The following is a 17,643-nucleotide window of genomic DNA, read 5'->3' on the forward strand; positions in this document are numbered from 1 at the left end:
TAACAGTAGTACTTTTTTTAGTCGCATTAGTCAACCTTACATTTGCAGGTGGTTTTCAAACAGGCACTCAAAACGCACGTGCAATGGGAATGGGACATGCCTTCGTTGGAATGGCTTCTGATGCGTCTGCAATTTATTTTAATCCTGCTGGATTAGCGAATTTAAGAGGAATAAATTTCTTAGCCGGTACAACCCTGATTATGCCGACTATGGAATTTAAAGGCCCAGCTCCAAGTACATTAACTTCTGAAACGGTTAAGCGGACATTTACACCCATTAATTTTTATGGTACTTATTCTATGGGTTACGGGTTATCGTTTGGAGTTGGTGTATTCAATCCTTATGGACTTGGTTCTGAATGGCCGGCAACTTGGATTGGAAAATCTCTCGCTGTTAAAACTGAATTGAGGACTTTCTATATCAATCCAACCGTTGCTTACAAAGTTAATGATATGTTCCAGATTGGCGTTGGATTTAATTATATAATGTCCAATGTACTATTTTATCAAGTGATTGATATTCCATCTATTCCGTTGGCACCTGGCGTTGCATTACCCGCAGCACCAAATGTTGGAGTTAACCTTGAAGGAGATGGTAAAGCGGCATACACCTTCAACGTCGGACTTTTATTCAGCCCATTAGATAATCTTTCTTTTGGAGCTTCATATCGCCACAAAGCTGAAATTACTTTTAACGGCGATTTGACGTTCTCAAACTTACCAGCAAAACCGACTGGTTTCCCGGTTGGGCATTCGGATCTTTTCCCGAATGGACCTGGTGTGGCAAAATTGACTATGCCATATGATTTCAGATTTGGTATTTCTTATGATGCAATGTCAGATCTTACACTCAATGCAGATTTCCAATTCGTGGGATGGAAGAGTTATAAAGAGCTTGCAGTTGATTTCGAAAAGAATTCAGCGGCATGGGCAGATTTGAAAACACCAAAAAATTGGGACAATTCCTTTTCGTTCAAGTTTGGTGGTGAATACAGAATGTCTCCATTCGCATTCAGACTTGGATATGTATACGATGGTAATCCAATCCCGACAATGTACATGGATCCATCATTACCGGGTTCAAATCGTCATGAGTTTACTGCAGGATTTGGATATCAAATTACGCGAAATATCCGGGCTGATGTAGCTTATCAATATATATCGTTCACGAACGATGTTAATGATTCCGCAGTTCCGGCTACATCCCCAGTTAAGTTCAATGGAACATATAAAAATTCTACAAACTTATTTGGATTTAATTTAGGATTCGCCTTCTAATTAGGGTTCAATAAGAGATTTATGCCCCGTTCAGAGTGAAAATTCAGAACGGGGTTTTTTATTGGAATTGTTTTCACCACAGAGAACACAGAGTTTCACAAAGAATAAAACAGTCTTTTCACTCTGCGAGATTTGAGGTTATTTTAAAACAATCATTTTCTTCTGGGCTGTAAAGTTGCCGGCGGTTAATTTGTAGATGTAAACTCCGGAATTCAATTGAGAATTGAGAAACTGTCCGCCTACACGTGAGATTGAGAATGGATAATTATAAGTTCCAGCATCTTTTACTTCATTAACTAAAATTGCAACTTCCCGCCCAAGCACATCAAAAACTTTCAAATTTACATGACTAGCAGCTGAAAGCTGATAGCTGATGACTGTACTGGGATTAAATGGATTTGGATAATTTTGATATAAAACAAAACTGGTCGGATTTTCTGCTACATCTTCAACATTTGTTAATCCATTCCAGTCCCACGTGACAATTTTGCAGTAAATATCATAACCTTTTCCATGCCTGTTATCTCCCCAACAAAAAACTATACGAGATGAGTTGGATTCCAAAGTCGCAAAGTTATAATACCACCCATAATCATCAAAAAAACTAAATTTATTTATAGGAAAAATTGATTTTATTAGTGTACCATTTGTAGAAAATTGCTGTCCCATTAAATATTTTTGATTTGCCGAAGGTGACTCATTCCAGGTTACGATGAATCTCTGATCGCCATCATAGGATATCTGTGGATCTTTCCGAGCAATTGTAAAAATATCATTATTAACTCTGTGCTTTGATCCAATCTGATTTCCAAATTCGTCATATATTTTTAAAAAAATAATATTATGGTCATTATCTGCCCAAGATATGACAAAGCGATTACTGTCAATCTTGGAAATAGCCGGTGTGTGCCTGAAGCCATATATTGTACTATCATCATCCACTTCTATATTTGGACCGATTTTATGACCATCATTATTAAAAATCTGAAGTAAAATATGGATCCCATCATATTGCCAAGTCACAGCAAATTTTTCATCATTGATAATAGTCAATTTAGAATACCATCCGCCACGATATTTTACTGTATCATTTACTAAGAGATTTGAGCCGATTGGAATTCCACTATCATCAAATATTTGACAAAAAACAGAAGGGAAATATCCATATCTGGGGTCCTCCCAGGAAATTATAAATTTACCATTATTGTGAAGTGCCGATGACGTAAAATACGCATAAGTTGTGTCAGGGGATACTTTTTTATTCGCTCCAAATGGGACACCATATCTATTGAAACGTTGGAAATAAATCTGTGGAAGTCTTCTATCATTGTAACCACTCCAGCTAATAATAAAGTTACCCGAACTATCCATTGAGACCGATGCTGAATAATTTCCATAATTTCCTAATGTCGTATTGACTTTTGTATTACTGCCTAATCGGTTACCAAGTGCATCAAATCGTTGAAACCAAATATCATCTTCTCCAAGTCTTCTATCAGTCCAGACAATTATAAAATTACCCTCGGCATCCATTGCCATTTCCTGGTAAATTTGGTTGACATTATCAAGCGAGTCGTCATTTACCACAAAATCATCTTTGATAATTCCAGTTTGAGATTTATTCACAAAGAAAGCTTGTGAGAAGACTGCAGCGGGTATATACGCCCAAAAAAGAAAAATTGAAACTAATATTTTCCACATAAAAAGCTCCAATCAAAAATTTTAATCAGAAAAAGAACATTAACATTATCTTATAAGAACCATCTTTTTCACTTCAGTAAAATTACCTGATGTCAATTTATAAAAATATACTCCGCTTGGCAATGTATAATGATCCGTCAGCTGACGGATGGAGAATGGATAAGTGTAAGTCCCAGCTTCTTTCACTTCATCAACTAAAGTCGCAATTTCTCTTCCAAGAACGTCATAAACTTTTAACGTAACCAATTGTTGATTCAAATTATGAAGGTTTGAATATTCCGCATTCCGAACTCCAAATTCCGCAATTGAGAATTTAATATTCGTAGCCGCATTAAATGGATTTGGATAATTTTGATATAAAGCAAATTGAGCTGGATTCGAAGTTACATCAGATTCAATGCTTGTCAGCAAACCAGGTTCTGGGGTCGGTAGTTTGATAGTTGAGTAAATATGAAATTCACCAGGCATTAGATTAAACGTCATTGAAGTGTTTGAAACGTTAATGCTGTCGCCGCTGAAGTAATCGTACCACCAGCCCGTATTTTGAAAATTAGGCGAAACGGTTTTCTGCATAACATCAAAATTGCCGATGATTGCGACATTCATTGAGGAATGATTAAGCCACATTCTTTTGACTGAACCAGAAAGATCTAAAGTGAAATTAGTTGTTCTGAATACATCAAACTCTTTCTTGATTTTTGTCAGTGCTGCGAAAGTTTTGTACAATTTATTTCTGTTCACATGGATAAAATAATCCCACTTGATCGGTTTGGTCCCTGTTCTTCCATTGTAGTCGATATTAATATCATAGCCGAGCTCCCCAAACTGCCAGATCATTTTCGGACCGGGAATAGAAAAAAAGAAAGCAGCAGCGAGCTTAATTCTTTCTAATCCAGTTGCAAGATTTTTGATATTGTACGAACCGCTTGAGTTTCCGTAAAGCGAATTTTTATACATCAACCTTTCTTCGTCGTGACTTTCCATGTAGGCAATAACGTGCGGCTTTGCAAATCCATGCGTTTTGTATGAGACTCGTGAAAAATCAGACTTGCCGCTGTCATGCCAACCCATCGTTGCTTCGTTAAAGCTATGATTTGTGTTTGCCCAAAGAAGCATTCCATAATTAGAGAGTTCAATCTCTTCTGAATCGACAGCAAAATGTTCAAGTATGACATAAGCGGTTGAATCCGTCTGCCAGATTTTATCAGCCATTCTTTTTAATAGAGCGATTCTCGAAGCGTCGTATTGCCCCCATAATCCGACATCCCCGCCGGAATTCACTTGTGTAAAACCTTTTGAAAGATCGAATCGGAAACCATCGACTTTGTATTCCGTCAACCAGAATTTGCAAACGCGGTCGACATAATCTTTTGTTGCCTGGCTTTCGTGATTAAAATCGTAACCGACGTTGTAAGGATGTTTTGCAATCGGATTGAACCAAGGCGAATTTGCCGCCGGTCGTTCATTCGCTGAGTCCCAATATAATCGCACGAGAGAAGACTGTCCGAACGCATGATTGAGAACCATATCGAATAAAACTACAAATCCCATTTCGTGGGCTTTATCAATAAATTTTTTCAAATCGTTTTTTGGCCCGTAATATTTATCCGGTGCAAGGTGGAAAGAAATATTATAACCCCAGCTTTCATTTCCTTCAAATTCCATAATTGGCATTAACTCAATCGCATTCACTCCGAGATTTTTCAAATAGTTCAATGTGTCTGTGAGAGTTTTGTAATCGTGGCTGTGAAGAAAATCGCGTATTAGCAGTTCATAAATTACCAAATCGGTTTTTGCCGGTCTTTGATAAGAAGTAGTCTGCCATGAATAGGGGGTTTGAGCCGTCTGCAAAACCGAAGCAATGTGCCAGGTTTTTCCGAATGGATATTCAATTAAATCCGGATAAGTTATACTCGGAATTTCTTTATCTCTCCAAGGATCGATAAGTTTCTCGGAATAAGGATCGGCAATTTTCAATGTTCCGTCAACAAAGTATTGATAGATGTATTCTTTTTGAGGAATAAGATTATTTATCTCAAGCCAATATCGATTTCCGTCGGGAGTCCGTTTCATATAAAAATTTGGATCTACTTCCCAATTGTTGAAATCACCGACGACATACACATAATTTTTGTATGGGGCATAAAATACGAGCGTTGCAGATGTCGAACTTGTGTAATTTATTCCATCAATAGTATTTGGAGGTTGAGCAGCTGTTGTAACTGGAGTCCTAACAACAAAATAAACCGAATCTGATTTTGAACTTCCGCCTGTACCGAATGCAATTGCTTTGATTCGTTTCTTGCCGTATTCAGTTGCTTTTACATATTTTGTGATCGTGAAACTGTCGGTAGACGCAATAAGCGAGCCATCAAGGTAAAGTGAAAGATTTGTCGATTGTGATGAATGAACTACAACTTTAACACTGTCATTGAGATTTAGCATTACAGGGCTTTCAGTAGGGGATTGAAAACCAAGATTCAAACCCGGCTGATTGATAGGAAGAAATATGTCGCTTCCATCTTTATCTCTGCCAACTTTTGAACCATCAGAATTTCGAAATACAAATGCGAGACTTTTAATATTTTCACTTGTCGGCACACCATAGTAAGCGGGAATGTTGATCACAATTCTCCATATATTTCCTCCCATATAATTTGTAGAAGGTTGATTTGCTGGTGAGCCCCAAGTTGTTTTCACATATTTCCAGTCATTCGGATTTTTACTTGAATCCGTTATTACACCAGTATGGACGTAAATTGGAAATACTCCGACCAAGGCACCATTTCCCTTTGAAACATCGTAATCGATTGTGATTACATCGTTTCGAGTTGCGAAGTATGGCGACCAAGTTAAAACTTGGGAAAAAGTAATTTCGAGAGTCAGAAAAAGTACAAGAATCATAAATTTTGTTTTCATTTATTACTTTCTAATAACTTTATTTTAATTTTTAATCTTTCAATCTTAAATTTTTACTTCACATAATTCATCTTTTTAGATTCGCTGTAGCTTCCGACTTGAATTTGATATGTATAAATTCCTGAAGTCAGTTTGTGGAATGCCGCATCGAATTCAATTTGTTGAAATCCTTCTGACTTTGGCTCGCTTACAAGAGTTGTAACCTCTCTTCCGAGTGTATCAGTAACTTTTATGAGAACGAACTCATTACTTAACTCTTTTGGAATGTAATATCGTATCTGCGTTGAGTAATTAAATGGATTCGGAAAATTTTGATATAACGTGAAAGTTTTTGGAACGGTAGTAAAATCCTCAACCAATGAAGCTGGCAATACTGGACTTCCGGCTTTTAACCAAGCAGAATAAATCAAGGAAGCGAGATTTCGTGATGCTAATCGGAAAAGTTCGACAGTATAAGTGTTCGAATAATCCCAAAAAAGTGAGTAGTAATATTCACTTGTAGTATTTCCAGCTGCGGCTTTGGCAATGCTGTCCGCTCGAAGCACATCATCCAGATATGAATAAGAATTAAAAATATAATTGAAAACAAAATCCAATGGACTAGAGACATTTGTTACTGAGTCAACTAAAAAAGTGATCATCCCTTGATATCGGTTGATCATTTGAGTTTCATAGCGTGAATGGATCCCTCTTTGATTCGTGAATTGTCCATCGTAATTTCTCGTAATGTGCAGAGGTTGATGTGCATCGCCGACGTAATGACCGAGATCTGCAGCAAATAGTTTTGCTCTTTCCCAATCCTTTCCTTGAAAAGCTTTTGTCAAAGAATCGAATGTTGTTACTGTAGCCCAAGGTAATATTCCTTGATCCATAACAAAAGTCAAACCATATCTTGCTACAAGTGTATCAAAACTTGTTGGCATATTTCCAGCAAAGAATTCGGAATAATTATCAATATCGATATAGTGTTTCGGTCCTTCTGATGGATCGCTTCCTTTTCGGTAATCAGCATCAGAAGCATGAAGTGCTAAATATTCAGCCCAAGACTTAAATGCTTCCATACTAATTGGGAAGTAAATCGTGGTTTTTCGGTTTATGATTGAGTGACCTGTACTTCCCCAGCCATTTAGGTCTTTGACAAAAACAAAAGTCAGTATTACTAAAAATAATCCAACAAAATATTTATTTCTTGTATAGCAGTACGCTTTAAGCGAATTCATTTTACTCAGCATTTTATTCTCCTATAATTTGAACGATTGCTCGTCTTTGACGTGGATGGTTATCAAAATCTACGTATACGATTTGCTGCCAAGTTCCTAGCAGCAGATGTTTGTCTTTAAAAGGGATTTGTATCGAAGGACCAAGAAGTGAAGCTCTGAGATGTGAATGTCCGTTCCCATCTCCCCAAGTGTCATCGTGATAATAACGTTTACCTGAAGGGATAATTTTTTCGAAGAATTCCGGTATATCCCGCTTCAAACCTGGCTCATATTCGATTGTCGTTAAGCCAGCGGTCGAACCGACTGCGAAAACGAGAACATTGCCTTCTGCAAAGCCAGATTTTGTAATAATTTCCTGAATCTCCTGTGTGATGTCAATCATATCAGCATCACCTTTTGTCGAAAATTCAATGTTATCTGTAATAACTTTCATTAAAAGCTCTATGTTTTTTTTATAAATATAAATTATTTGGTTCATAAAAACGTTATTAAAATGATGGTTATTGTACGAGATTCCAGTGAAACTAAATCAGATTCAATTGGTAGTAAGAAATAATAGTTTAAGATTTTAAATTAAAAGTTGAATTTCTCCGTAAATAATTTCATTTTATAATATGAATTTTACAGTTCAAACATGAGGTTCTGATGAAGATATTTTTACGAATTTTAATTACTTACATATTTTTTGTTTTGCTCACTATTGTTCGAGCACATAGTCAGACGATTCTTTTCTGCGAAGGAGTCGACAAAGAAGGCAAGCCGATTAACTCCGCAAATTCCTTTTCTATCGCAACAAATGGTGGGTACCTTCATTTCTTGGTTCAGCTTGGCTACGAAATCAACAAAGACGAAATTTACTATGAGCTTTATAAAGTTGACGCAAAAGGAAAAGAATTTTACGAAGCCACAATTTATCAAGAACTAGATCCGAAGGATGTATTCTTCCACAAAAAAATTCCTTTTTACGATGCTGGAAAGTTTAACATTTATGTTTATACAGGAGATGGAATTTATTTAACATCAGGCTCGCTTCAAATTACAAAAAAGTAAGATAGTCTCACTCAATTGTTATAAATCCAGCTGTTGAACTTGAACGGCAGAAGTTACTTAACTCGTTGAATGTCGGCCGTTCACAAAGACTGCAATTATTTTTAATTTCAAAATTTTATCAATTACTTCTTAAAGAATGAGATACTAATCTTGCTCGTGCATATTTTCCAGAATGTTTTCTCTCAATCTTTTTAAATTTATTCTGACGTTTTCTTAACTTTGTTGTAAAATCAAAAGGAATCTAAATGAAAATCTGGTCCATTTTATTCAGTGCTATACTATTAGCTGTAATCAGCTGCGCACCTACTAAAGAAATACTTGAAGATAGAGAAATTCACGAAATAATTTTAACGCAAGAACAAATCGACGCAGCCATAAAAGCTGACTTGGAGTTAGATCTTCTTCGTAGATTAATTTATAATCCGATTTACAAGTACTCGCCCAGGGAAGTAGATGATTATTTAAAATATCTTCACTTCTATGAACCCGACCTAAGAAAACGAATTCAGCTTATTGCTAAAAAAAATATTGGACAAAAATATGAAATGTATCTCTTAGGCGAATACCCATTTGAAATTTATGACGATCAGCCGTTGTACTGCTTAGATAGAAGCGATTGTGTCGTTTTCAGTGAACACACTTATGCTATGGCATTCTCGAATAATTGGAAAACTTTTTTTGCAATGCTTCAGCGCATTCGATATAAAGATGGAATAATTTCTTACACAACTCGTAATCATTATACAGAAGCAGATTGGGACGTCAATAATTCTTGGTTCTTGAAAGATATCACAGATGAAATTGCACAAGGTAAATCAATTCAAGTTATGAGTAAAATCGATCGTGCGGCATTTTTCAAAAAGTATAACATCGGTCAAAATGTTCCGGTTGAAAATCTTATTTGGTCATACATTCCCGCTGAAGAAATTCCAAATGTTTTACATCACTTAAAAACTGGTGATTTCGTTAATGTCGTTCGCGGTTTCAGTCCAACGGATGTTTATGTCGGACATACTGGAATAATTTCAGTTGAAGAAGATGGAACGGTTAATTTTATTCACTCAACAGACCCGGAAGTTAAAATTCAAACCTTGATGAATTATCAGGAAGCTTCTTTAAGTTTGAATGAAAAAAGAATAATCGAAAACGAAGTGGTTAACAAAAAAAATGAGGAGATAAAAAAATATAATCTTGAACTTCGAATAAAAAATAATGGTCTGCCGCATCCAAATGAAAAAAAACTACTTGCAAAGAAACCATATTTTTACGGATTCAAATTTTTACGATTGAGAGAAAACGTTTGGGAAAATTTGCGTGCAATCGATGGACCGAATGCACCAAAAGTAACAATTTATGGTACGCTAGATTGATGTCTTATATCAAAAATCAAAATGAACTACCCCGCCGCAAGCGGACGGGGTATCTCTATAGAATCTATTTCTAATTCGCCGCAAGCAACGGGGAATTGAACCCATAGAGATTAAAAATAAAATATGAGGAGCTCTTTCCCTAAAATAAACCGAATTGAGATTGATAAATTTTAATATTTGCTCTGTAAATTTGCATTTTGAATTTTACTATTTGATTTAGAGAGTAAATTAAGATGGGACTAAGAAAATGACGGATAAAAGTTCAAAATGACAGATTAAAAACCAAAAATGTCTTAACAGAACTGATAACTGAATAACATTGGGATTGCTACATTTTAATATTTGCTCTGTAATTTTGCATTTTCAATTTTAATTTTTCATTTAAAAACTGAGATGTCTCCTGCACCTTCACGAATTACTTCAGGAGTGTCATCGGTATAATCGACAATCGTGGATGGATTAAGTCCAATCGGGCCTGAGTAAAGCATCAAGTCAACTATATTGCCATAATATTTTTTGATCGAGTCTTCGTCATTTAATATTTCACCATTTGCATCGGTAACGCTTGTGCTCACAATTGGTGTACCAAGTTCCTTGGCAAGTAATTGTGAAATAAGATTATCGGGAATTCTTATTCCAACAGACTTTCTTTTACTCCACAATTTTTTTGGGACTTCTCTCGCAGCAGGAAGAATGAAAGTATAGGCACCTGGCAAAGCATGGCGCATTGTTCGATAAACAACAGTAGAGATTTTCGCATACTTGGCAATATCTTTTAAGTCTGAACAAATAAAACTTGGCGGTTTTTTTTCCAAATCTTTTTTGATGTGATAAACCCGTTCAAGTGCTTGTTTGTGAAATATATCACACCCCAAACCATAGACGGTATCGGTAGGATAAATGATTAATCCTCCATCTTTTAGGACTTCGATTGCACGATTAATAAATCTAAGTTGTGGATTTTCTGGATGGATATTAAGTACCTGCATCTTCATTCTTTCAGACTCTTTGTTTCAAATATAAACTTTTTGATGAACAGTTCGTGAATTGAATTCGTTAAACAATATGAAAAAACTTCTATTAAATTCGCAGCTATTTTTCCATATTTGTAAAAAAAGGTGCATCCAAAAATATCGAGAGGTTAAAATGAGCCGAATTGTGTCTCTTCTGTTTGCTCTATTCTTTATTTCAACAATTGTAATTTATGGTCAAGATTCTACAATGAAGATTGTTGGACCTGGATTCAAATACCATTCTGTTTATAAAACTTCGGGACCTTACAACATTAAAATTTTTGAAGTTGATTTGACAAATCCCAAGAACAAACTTAAAACAGTTTTGTCAAAGGATGTGCTTGGAACCGGCTTCGAAAAAACTTCTTCAATGTCGAAAAGAAAAAGTAAAAGCGGTCACATTGTAATGGGAGCTGTTAATGGCGATTTCTATGGCATAAGCGCTCCTTATAATCCATATACTTTTCTTGTCGGATCGATGATATCAGAGAAAGAATTTACTTTTGGACGTCCAAATCTCCGACCATTGTTCGGAACAATTGATGAAAAAAAATTATTTATGGATGACATGGGTTTTTCCGGGACTGTGACAGCTTCGAATGAAAATTCTTTGAATTTAAATTGCGTGAATGATACGGTAGTTACAAACTATCTGGTATTATATAACAAATACTTTGGTTCATCGACCTTATCGAATAATCAAGTTGCCGAGGTGAAATTAAAACCGATTACAGATTTTCAAATTAACAGTAGCCAAAAATTCATTGTACTTCAGAAAACCACAAATACCGGAAACATGAGCTTTAGTTCGAGTGAATATGTTTTATCCGGAAATGGAACTGCAAAAACATTTTTAACGGATTATGTTAATGTTGGTGATACTGTGCGAATTACAATTGGAACCAATCCAAACCGAGGAGCAATAACGAATTTAGTAGGAGGCGGACCAAAGTTAGTTGTTAACGGAGTAGTACCAACTGGATTGAGCACAGATGTACACCCTCGCACTGCTGTCGGCTTTAACTTAGACAGTACAAAAGTATTTTTCGTTACAGTTGATGGAAGACAAACTGGATTTAGCATTGGAATGTCCTTACCTCAATTAGCAAATTACATGCAAGGCATCGGTTGTTATCAGGCGGTTAATTTGGATGGAGGCGGCTCGACAACAATGGTTGTTCGCAATGAAGTAGTCAACAGCCCGAGTGATGCCGGAGGTGAACGTTCCGTTGCGAATGCTTTGCTCGCAGTTTGTGAAGTATCATCAACAGACATTCTTGACAGCTTTTATCTGCAGCCAAAACAGATTTATATTGATTCATCTCAGTCAAAAAAAATTAACATCAACGGAAAAGATCTGTGGGGATATCAAATTGAACTGTCGTCGAATGATGTCACTTGGCAGATCATTGGCATAAGTGGTTCAATTGATACACTTGGATTTTTCCATCCAACCTCAATTGGGAGCGGATTAATTGTTGGAAGAGTTGGAGCTTCATCCGATACGATTCAAGTAACCGTTACAGGTACAAAAATTCCGATTTGGTCATTCTCTGCAGGCGGTGGAAATTTACCTTCATGGCTCTCTCCAACCGGAAGTACAGAGCGCGGACTTGTTTATGCGTATAAAAATGGGAATCATCGGCTTTATGTTGTCAGCCGTCCGAATGCTTTGATATTAGATGCAAATACTGGAGATCAAGTCGGCACTTTAAATACTTCGGGAATATCCGGCGGAACTTTTACATTAAATGACATTGAAGTCTCAACTGATGGTGTAATATTCGGTGCAAATCTTACAGTAAATGCAAGTACCGATCCATTTAAAATTTACAAATGGAACGATGAAACATCAGCGCCTGTTCAAGTTTTAACATACAATGGCGGTGCTTACAGACTGGGGGATAAATTTACAGTCGTTGGATCAACAAGTGATAATTCTGCTGTAATCTATGCTGCTGTTGCAAGTTCGAATAGAGTTCTAAAATGGATAATGAGTAGTGGAAATTTCATATCAACTCCAACTGAGATAATTTTGAGTGGAGTTACAAACGTGGGTACTAGCCCCGCAGTTTATCCGAAAGGACTAGGCAGTGTAAATTTTTTTGTGAACGGCAATAGTATTACTCCGCGGGAATTTACCCCAAGCGGCGGCGCTGTTGCTACCATTCCCTCCTCTGTTGTAGATAGTAGAAGTAACTCAATGCGTTTCATAGAAGCATTTGGAAAGAAATTTTTAATTACATATCAATACGGATTTCCAAACGAAAATGCTAAAGTATTAAATATTACAAATGGTGCAGCCGATGCAGTAGTGTATGAAACCACTCCTTCGCTTGGAACGAATGCTAACACAGTCGGAACTTCCGGAGATGTAGCATATCGTTACTATGGCAATGGCGTTTATATAATTTATGTACTCGCAACAAATAATGGCATCGCTGCACATCAAATAAATGTTGATACATTAACATCTATTGATGAAAAACTTGAGCAAATACCCGGCGCCTTCACTCTTTTTCAGAATTATCCTAATCCATTTAATCCTAGTACAGCAATCAGCTTTCAGCTTTCAGCTATCAGTCATGTTACTCTAAAAGTATTTGATCTGCTTGGGAGAGAAGTTTTAACTTTAATTAATGAAGAACTTAAATCTGGGAGCTACAATTATCCATTCTCCATCCGTCAGCTGACGGATCATTATACATTATCAAGCGGCATATATTTTTATCAGCTTCGAGCAGGCAATTTTTCAGAAACGAAAAAAATGATTTTGCTTCAATAGAAAAAACCGGTAAATATTATCTAGAACAAATTCAAGATTCAATTTTCAAAAAATTTCTCGGACTTCGCCTCTACCTTAGTCTAAAATTATATTCATTTCATACTATCAACGTATTTTCTACTAACCGAAATTTTCTTTAACTTTCAAATAAAAAGTGGAAAACATGGCTAAGAAACTTGCAAAAGCTAGGAAATATACACCCCTACTACCCTCTGAACTTCGCTGGACTTGTAGTCCGGAAATTTTTGATTTTGAAACAACTCGTCAGCTTGAACCGATTGAAGGTATTATTGGCCAAGAAAGAGCTCTTAAAGCATTACGGCTTGGTGTCGATCTTTATTCTCCAGGTTACAATATTTTTGTAACAGGCTTGTCCGGCACAGGCAAAGCAACAACAATTCAAAAAATTCTAGAAAGAATAAATCCCAACTGTCCCGTCCCGATGGATTATGCTTATGTCAATAACTTTTCCTGCCCTGAAATGCCGCGACTGCTCATCCTTCCGGCTGGAGTTGGAGCACTTTTTTCAAACGCAATGGATAGTATGATTGACTATTTGATTGAGAAAATTCCAACACTATTAGAAGATGAATCCTATACTTCCAGAAGAAAATCGATAATGGATGAATATGCAAAAGAAGAAAAATCGATGATGCTCGAATTCGAAGAGATAATTAAAAAAGACGGATTTTCTCTCGGTCAAATTCAAATGGGGCAGTACGTTCGGCCTGACGTTTTTCCGCTTATCGAAGGGCAACCCATTCCGATTCAGCAGCTTGGTGAAAAAGTCAAGGAACAAAAAATTACGCAAGCTCAAGCAGATGATATAATTGAAAAATATCAAGATTTCGAAATTGATCTTCAGGAGCTTTTCAAAAAAGGTTTAAAGCTTTCGCAGCAATATCAGGAAAAACTTATTAAACTTGAGCAGGAAACTGTTTCGATTTTAATTGATAGTGCCATCTCCGACTTGAAAGAAAAATTTAATTTCGAAAAAGTTCATCAGTATTTGAATGAAGTTCATGATTCGATATTAAATTCATTGGAAGATTTCAAATCGACTGGTAAGCCGCAGCCGCAAGAAGGAGTCGCTCAACCTGTTGCTTCCGATAAAGATCCTTTTCGGGTCTTTATGGTTAATGTAATTCTGGATAACTCGGGGACGAAAGAGTGTCCTGTTATAATCGAAACTTCTCCAACCTTTAACAATTTATTTGGTTCGATCGAAAAATCGTACGAAGGGGGCGGCTATTGGTATTCCGATTTTATGTCGATTCGTGCTGGTTCGCTGCTGCGTGCAAATGGCGGATATTTGGTCTTGAATTCTTTTGATACTTTAACCGAGCCTGGTGTATGGAAAACTCTTAAACGAGTTCTTCAATATAGAAAACTGGAGATCCAAGATTTTGCCAGTTCATATTTATATTATTCATCGAATTTGAAACCAGAACCGATAGACATGACAGCTAAAGTGATTTTTGTCGGAAGCGAAGAAATCTACTATATCCTAAGCAACTACGAAGAGGATTTCAAAAAAATATTCAAGATCCGAGCGGATTTCGATCATGAAATGCCGAATACTGATAAAGCATTAATTGAATTAGCCGGACTTGTAAAAAAATTATGCGAAGAAGAGCAGCTGCTTCCTTTTGATAAAACTGCAATTGCATCACTTGCAGAATATTCTGCGCGCTACTCAGGAAGTAAGAATAAATTAACAGCGAGATTTTCTGTTGTTGCAGACTTAGTCAGAGAAGCAAATTTCTGGGCGAAAGATGTAGGGGCTGATGTTGTGAATTCCGAATATGTTGTCGAAGCATACGAAAACTCTCTGCAGCGTCATGCTAGAATTGATGAAAAAATTGATGAGATGATTGCAGAAGGAACTTTGATCATAGATTCTGATGGAACAAAGATTGGGGAAATAAACGGTCTCGCTGTTTATGGAATTGATCACTTTGCTTTTGGCAAACCGTCTAAAATAACAGCAAATGTTTCTGCCGGAAGTGCGGGAATAATTAACATCGAACGTGAAGCAAAACTTTCCGGCAAATCCCATGACAAAGGTGTACTCATTCTTTCTGGATATCTCAGAGAAAAATTTGGACAGCAAATTCCACTTTCATTTTCCGCTAGTATTTGTTTTGAGCAATCTTACAGCGGAGTTGATGGCGACAGTGCATCCTCAACGGAGATCTATGCACTGCTTTCCGCTCTGAGTGAAATTCCTTTAAAACAATCAATCGCAGTTACAGGATCGGTAAACCAAAAAGGATTGATCCAGCCGATCGGAGGTGTAAACGAAAAGATTGAAGGATTCTACAAAGTCTGTAAAAAAAGAGGACTTGACGGCTCCCATGGTGTAATTATTCCGGTACAAAATGTAAAAGACCTGATGCTCGACAATGAGATAATAGAAAGCGTTAAGAAGAAAAAATTCTCAATTTACTCAGTCAACTCAGTCGAAGAGGGAATAGAAATACTTACAGGAGTAAAAGCCGGCCAAAAAAATAAATTGGGTAAATGGGAAACGAACTCAGTCTTCTATTACGTAGATAAAAAGTTTAACGAACTTTATAAAAAAACAAAACCGAAAACAGCTTCAAATCCTAGAGTTAAAATAAAAGCGAAATCCCGCGCACGCCGGAAGAAGTAAGCTATAGTGGAAAAATTCATTAAGACGAAAATACTCTCGACTGTCGGACCCGCTTCAAGTTCTGCTGAGATACTTGAAAAAATGATCCTCGCTGGCGTTGATGGTTTCAGATTGAACTTCTCGCATTCTGATTTAAATTTCTTTAAACAAGTCATTTCACATATTCGGGCAATTTCAAAAAGAAATGACAAAACTGTTTCGATACTTGGAGATCTGCAAGGTCCAAAAATTCGGATAGGAAAAATTCTCAATGGAGAGATTGAATTAAAATCTGGGCAAAGGATTACAATAACAAATAAAGATGTTATCGGGAATGAAAAACGAATCTCTACGAACTACCGAAGTCTGCCGAGTGAAGTAAGTCCCGGTGATAAAATTTTGATCGATGATGGTCTAATTAAGTTAAAAGTTAAATCCAAAAATCGTTCAGACATTCTTTGTGTGGTTATTGATGGAGGGCTTCTAAGGGAAAAAAAAGGATTAAATCTTCCAGGCGTAAAGCTTAAGACAAAATCAATCACAAAAAAAGATTTTACCAATATCGATTTTGCTATTGAGAATAAACTTGATTTTCTTGCTTTGTCGTTTGTGCGTTCACCCGATGACGTTATTAATCTAAAAAAGATATTGAGAAGAAACGGATCCTTGATCCCAGTAATTGCAAAAATCGAACTGCTGGAAGGGGTAAATAACTTTGAAAAGATTTTGAATGTGTCGGATGGGATAATGATTGCACGCGGCGATCTCGGAGTCGAGCTTGAACCTCAGGAAGTGCCGGTGATCCAGAAATTGATCATTAAGCGGTGTATTGAAGAAAGAAAACTTGTAATTACCGCAACGCAAATGCTTGAAAGCATGGTGAGCAATCCTCTTCCTACACGTGCGGAAGCATCTGATGTTGCAAATGCAGTTTTCGACGGTACAGATGTAGTCATGTTAAGTGCCGAAACTTCAATTGGAAAAGACCCGCTGCGGGTAGTAAATGTTTTAAATAAAATTCTTTCTCGTGCAGAAGAGGTTGAAGTAGACCACCAGTTTGAATTTTCAAAATTGGAAAGAGATGATGCCCACATCCAATCAATTGGAAAAGCTGTTGCCTTGATTGCTAATGAAATTAATGCAAGTGCAATAATTCCAATAACACTGAGCGGCTTTACAGCAATTGTTCTTTCGAAGTTTAATCCGAAATCAAGGATCCTTGCAATCACAGTAAATTATCAAACTTGCCGGCTGCTGAATATGTACAGAGATATTCAAAGTTTTGTCATCCCAAAAATCGGGGATACCGATCAGACTATCATTAAAGCAAAAAGTTTACTATTAAGAAATAAACAAATAGAGAAAAAAAATACAGTAGTGTTCGTTGGAAGTCTTCGCTCAACAACAAAACACGTTACAAACATGATAAAAATAGAAACTGTATGATAAATTGAGTATAGCTGTTAGAATTTTTAAATCTTGGAGGAATAATGAAATTCACACGCAGAAATTTTTTCAAAACATCCGCAGCTGCTGCCGTGGGTTATCTCGCATTAAAGAATAAAGCTTTTACAGAATTTTTCTCGTCACCTGCAATCGCTTCAGATATTAAACTCCCTTTTCGTGTACTTGGAAATACAGGATATAAAGTCGGTTTATTCAGCTTAGGCCCG

The 17,643-nt window shown here is 36.6% G+C and carries 11 protein-coding genes and 1 pseudogene; 7 read left to right on the plus strand and 5 right to left on the minus strand.

Going from position 1 to position 17,643, the window contains the following annotated elements:
- The coding region (locus FJ213_10065) for a hypothetical protein (protein ID MBM4176499.1) at positions 1 to 1,277 on the plus strand (1,277 nt) is incomplete at its 5' end.
- Positions 1,278 to 1,415: 138 nt separating this feature from the next.
- On the opposite strand, the gene FJ213_10070 is transcribed toward FJ213_10065, so the two are convergent.
- The 4 genes and pseudogenes from FJ213_10070 to FJ213_10085 form a co-directional block, all read right to left on the minus strand.
- A complete protein-coding gene (locus FJ213_10070) occupies positions 1,416 to 2,978 on the minus strand; it encodes a T9SS type A sorting domain-containing protein (protein MBM4176500.1) in 1,563 nt (520 codons plus the stop codon).
- A gap of 438 nt (positions 2,979 to 3,416) precedes the next feature.
- Positions 3,417 to 5,897, minus strand: a pseudogene (locus tag FJ213_10075) (1,4-alpha-glucan-branching protein).
- Positions 5,898 to 5,950: 53 nt separating this feature from the next.
- Positions 5,951 to 7,129, minus strand: a complete 1,179-nt coding sequence (locus tag FJ213_10080) for a T9SS type A sorting domain-containing protein (GenBank protein MBM4176501.1) — start codon at positions 7,127 to 7,129, stop codon at positions 5,951 to 5,953.
- A gap of 1 nt (position 7,130) precedes the next feature.
- Positions 7,131 to 7,550, minus strand: a complete 420-nt coding sequence (locus tag FJ213_10085) for a YjbQ family protein (GenBank protein MBM4176502.1) — start codon at positions 7,548 to 7,550, stop codon at positions 7,131 to 7,133.
- A gap of 212 nt (positions 7,551 to 7,762) precedes the next feature.
- Between FJ213_10085 and FJ213_10090 the strand changes: the two genes are divergently transcribed.
- Together FJ213_10090 and FJ213_10095 are read left to right on the plus strand one after the other, a co-directional pair.
- Positions 7,763 to 8,167, plus strand: a complete 405-nt coding sequence (locus tag FJ213_10090) for a hypothetical protein (GenBank protein MBM4176503.1) — start codon at positions 7,763 to 7,765, stop codon at positions 8,165 to 8,167.
- 245 nt (positions 8,168 to 8,412) lie between these two features.
- Positions 8,413 to 9,537, plus strand: coding sequence for a DUF1460 domain-containing protein (locus tag FJ213_10095; protein MBM4176504.1), 1,125 nt, complete (start codon positions 8,413 to 8,415; stop codon positions 9,535 to 9,537).
- A 377-nt stretch (positions 9,538 to 9,914) separates the two neighbouring features.
- On the opposite strand, the gene FJ213_10100 is transcribed toward FJ213_10095, so the two are convergent.
- Positions 9,915 to 10,526, minus strand: coding sequence for a threonylcarbamoyl-AMP synthase (locus tag FJ213_10100; protein MBM4176505.1), 612 nt, complete (start codon positions 10,524 to 10,526; stop codon positions 9,915 to 9,917).
- A gap of 76 nt (positions 10,527 to 10,602) precedes the next feature.
- Here FJ213_10100 and FJ213_10105 point away from each other — a divergent pair, with 76 nt between their 5' ends.
- From FJ213_10105 to FJ213_10120, 4 genes are all read left to right on the plus strand, one after another.
- Positions 10,603 to 13,335: a DUF4623 domain-containing protein gene (locus tag FJ213_10105; protein ID MBM4176506.1), complete on the plus strand. Its 2,733-nt coding sequence runs from the start codon at positions 10,603 to 10,605 to the stop codon at positions 13,333 to 13,335.
- 163 nt (positions 13,336 to 13,498) lie between these two features.
- Positions 13,499 to 15,991 carry a peptidase gene (locus FJ213_10110; protein ID MBM4176507.1) on the plus strand — a complete coding sequence of 831 codons (2,493 nt, stop codon included), beginning with the start codon at positions 13,499 to 13,501 and terminating at the stop codon, positions 15,989 to 15,991.
- Positions 15,992 to 15,994: 3 nt separating this feature from the next.
- Positions 15,995 to 17,416, plus strand: coding sequence for a pyruvate kinase (gene pyk / locus FJ213_10115; protein MBM4176508.1), 1,422 nt, complete (start codon positions 15,995 to 15,997; stop codon positions 17,414 to 17,416).
- Positions 17,417 to 17,460: 44 nt separating this feature from the next.
- Positions 17,461 to 17,643, plus strand: a 183-nt coding sequence (locus FJ213_10120) for a hypothetical protein (GenBank protein MBM4176509.1), incomplete at its 3' end; no start/stop codon positions are given.

The sequence above is a fragment of the Ignavibacteria bacterium genome (genome assembly GCA_016873845.1).
Classification (GTDB): Bacteria; Bacteroidota; Ignavibacteria; order Ch128b; family Ch128b; genus JAHJVF01.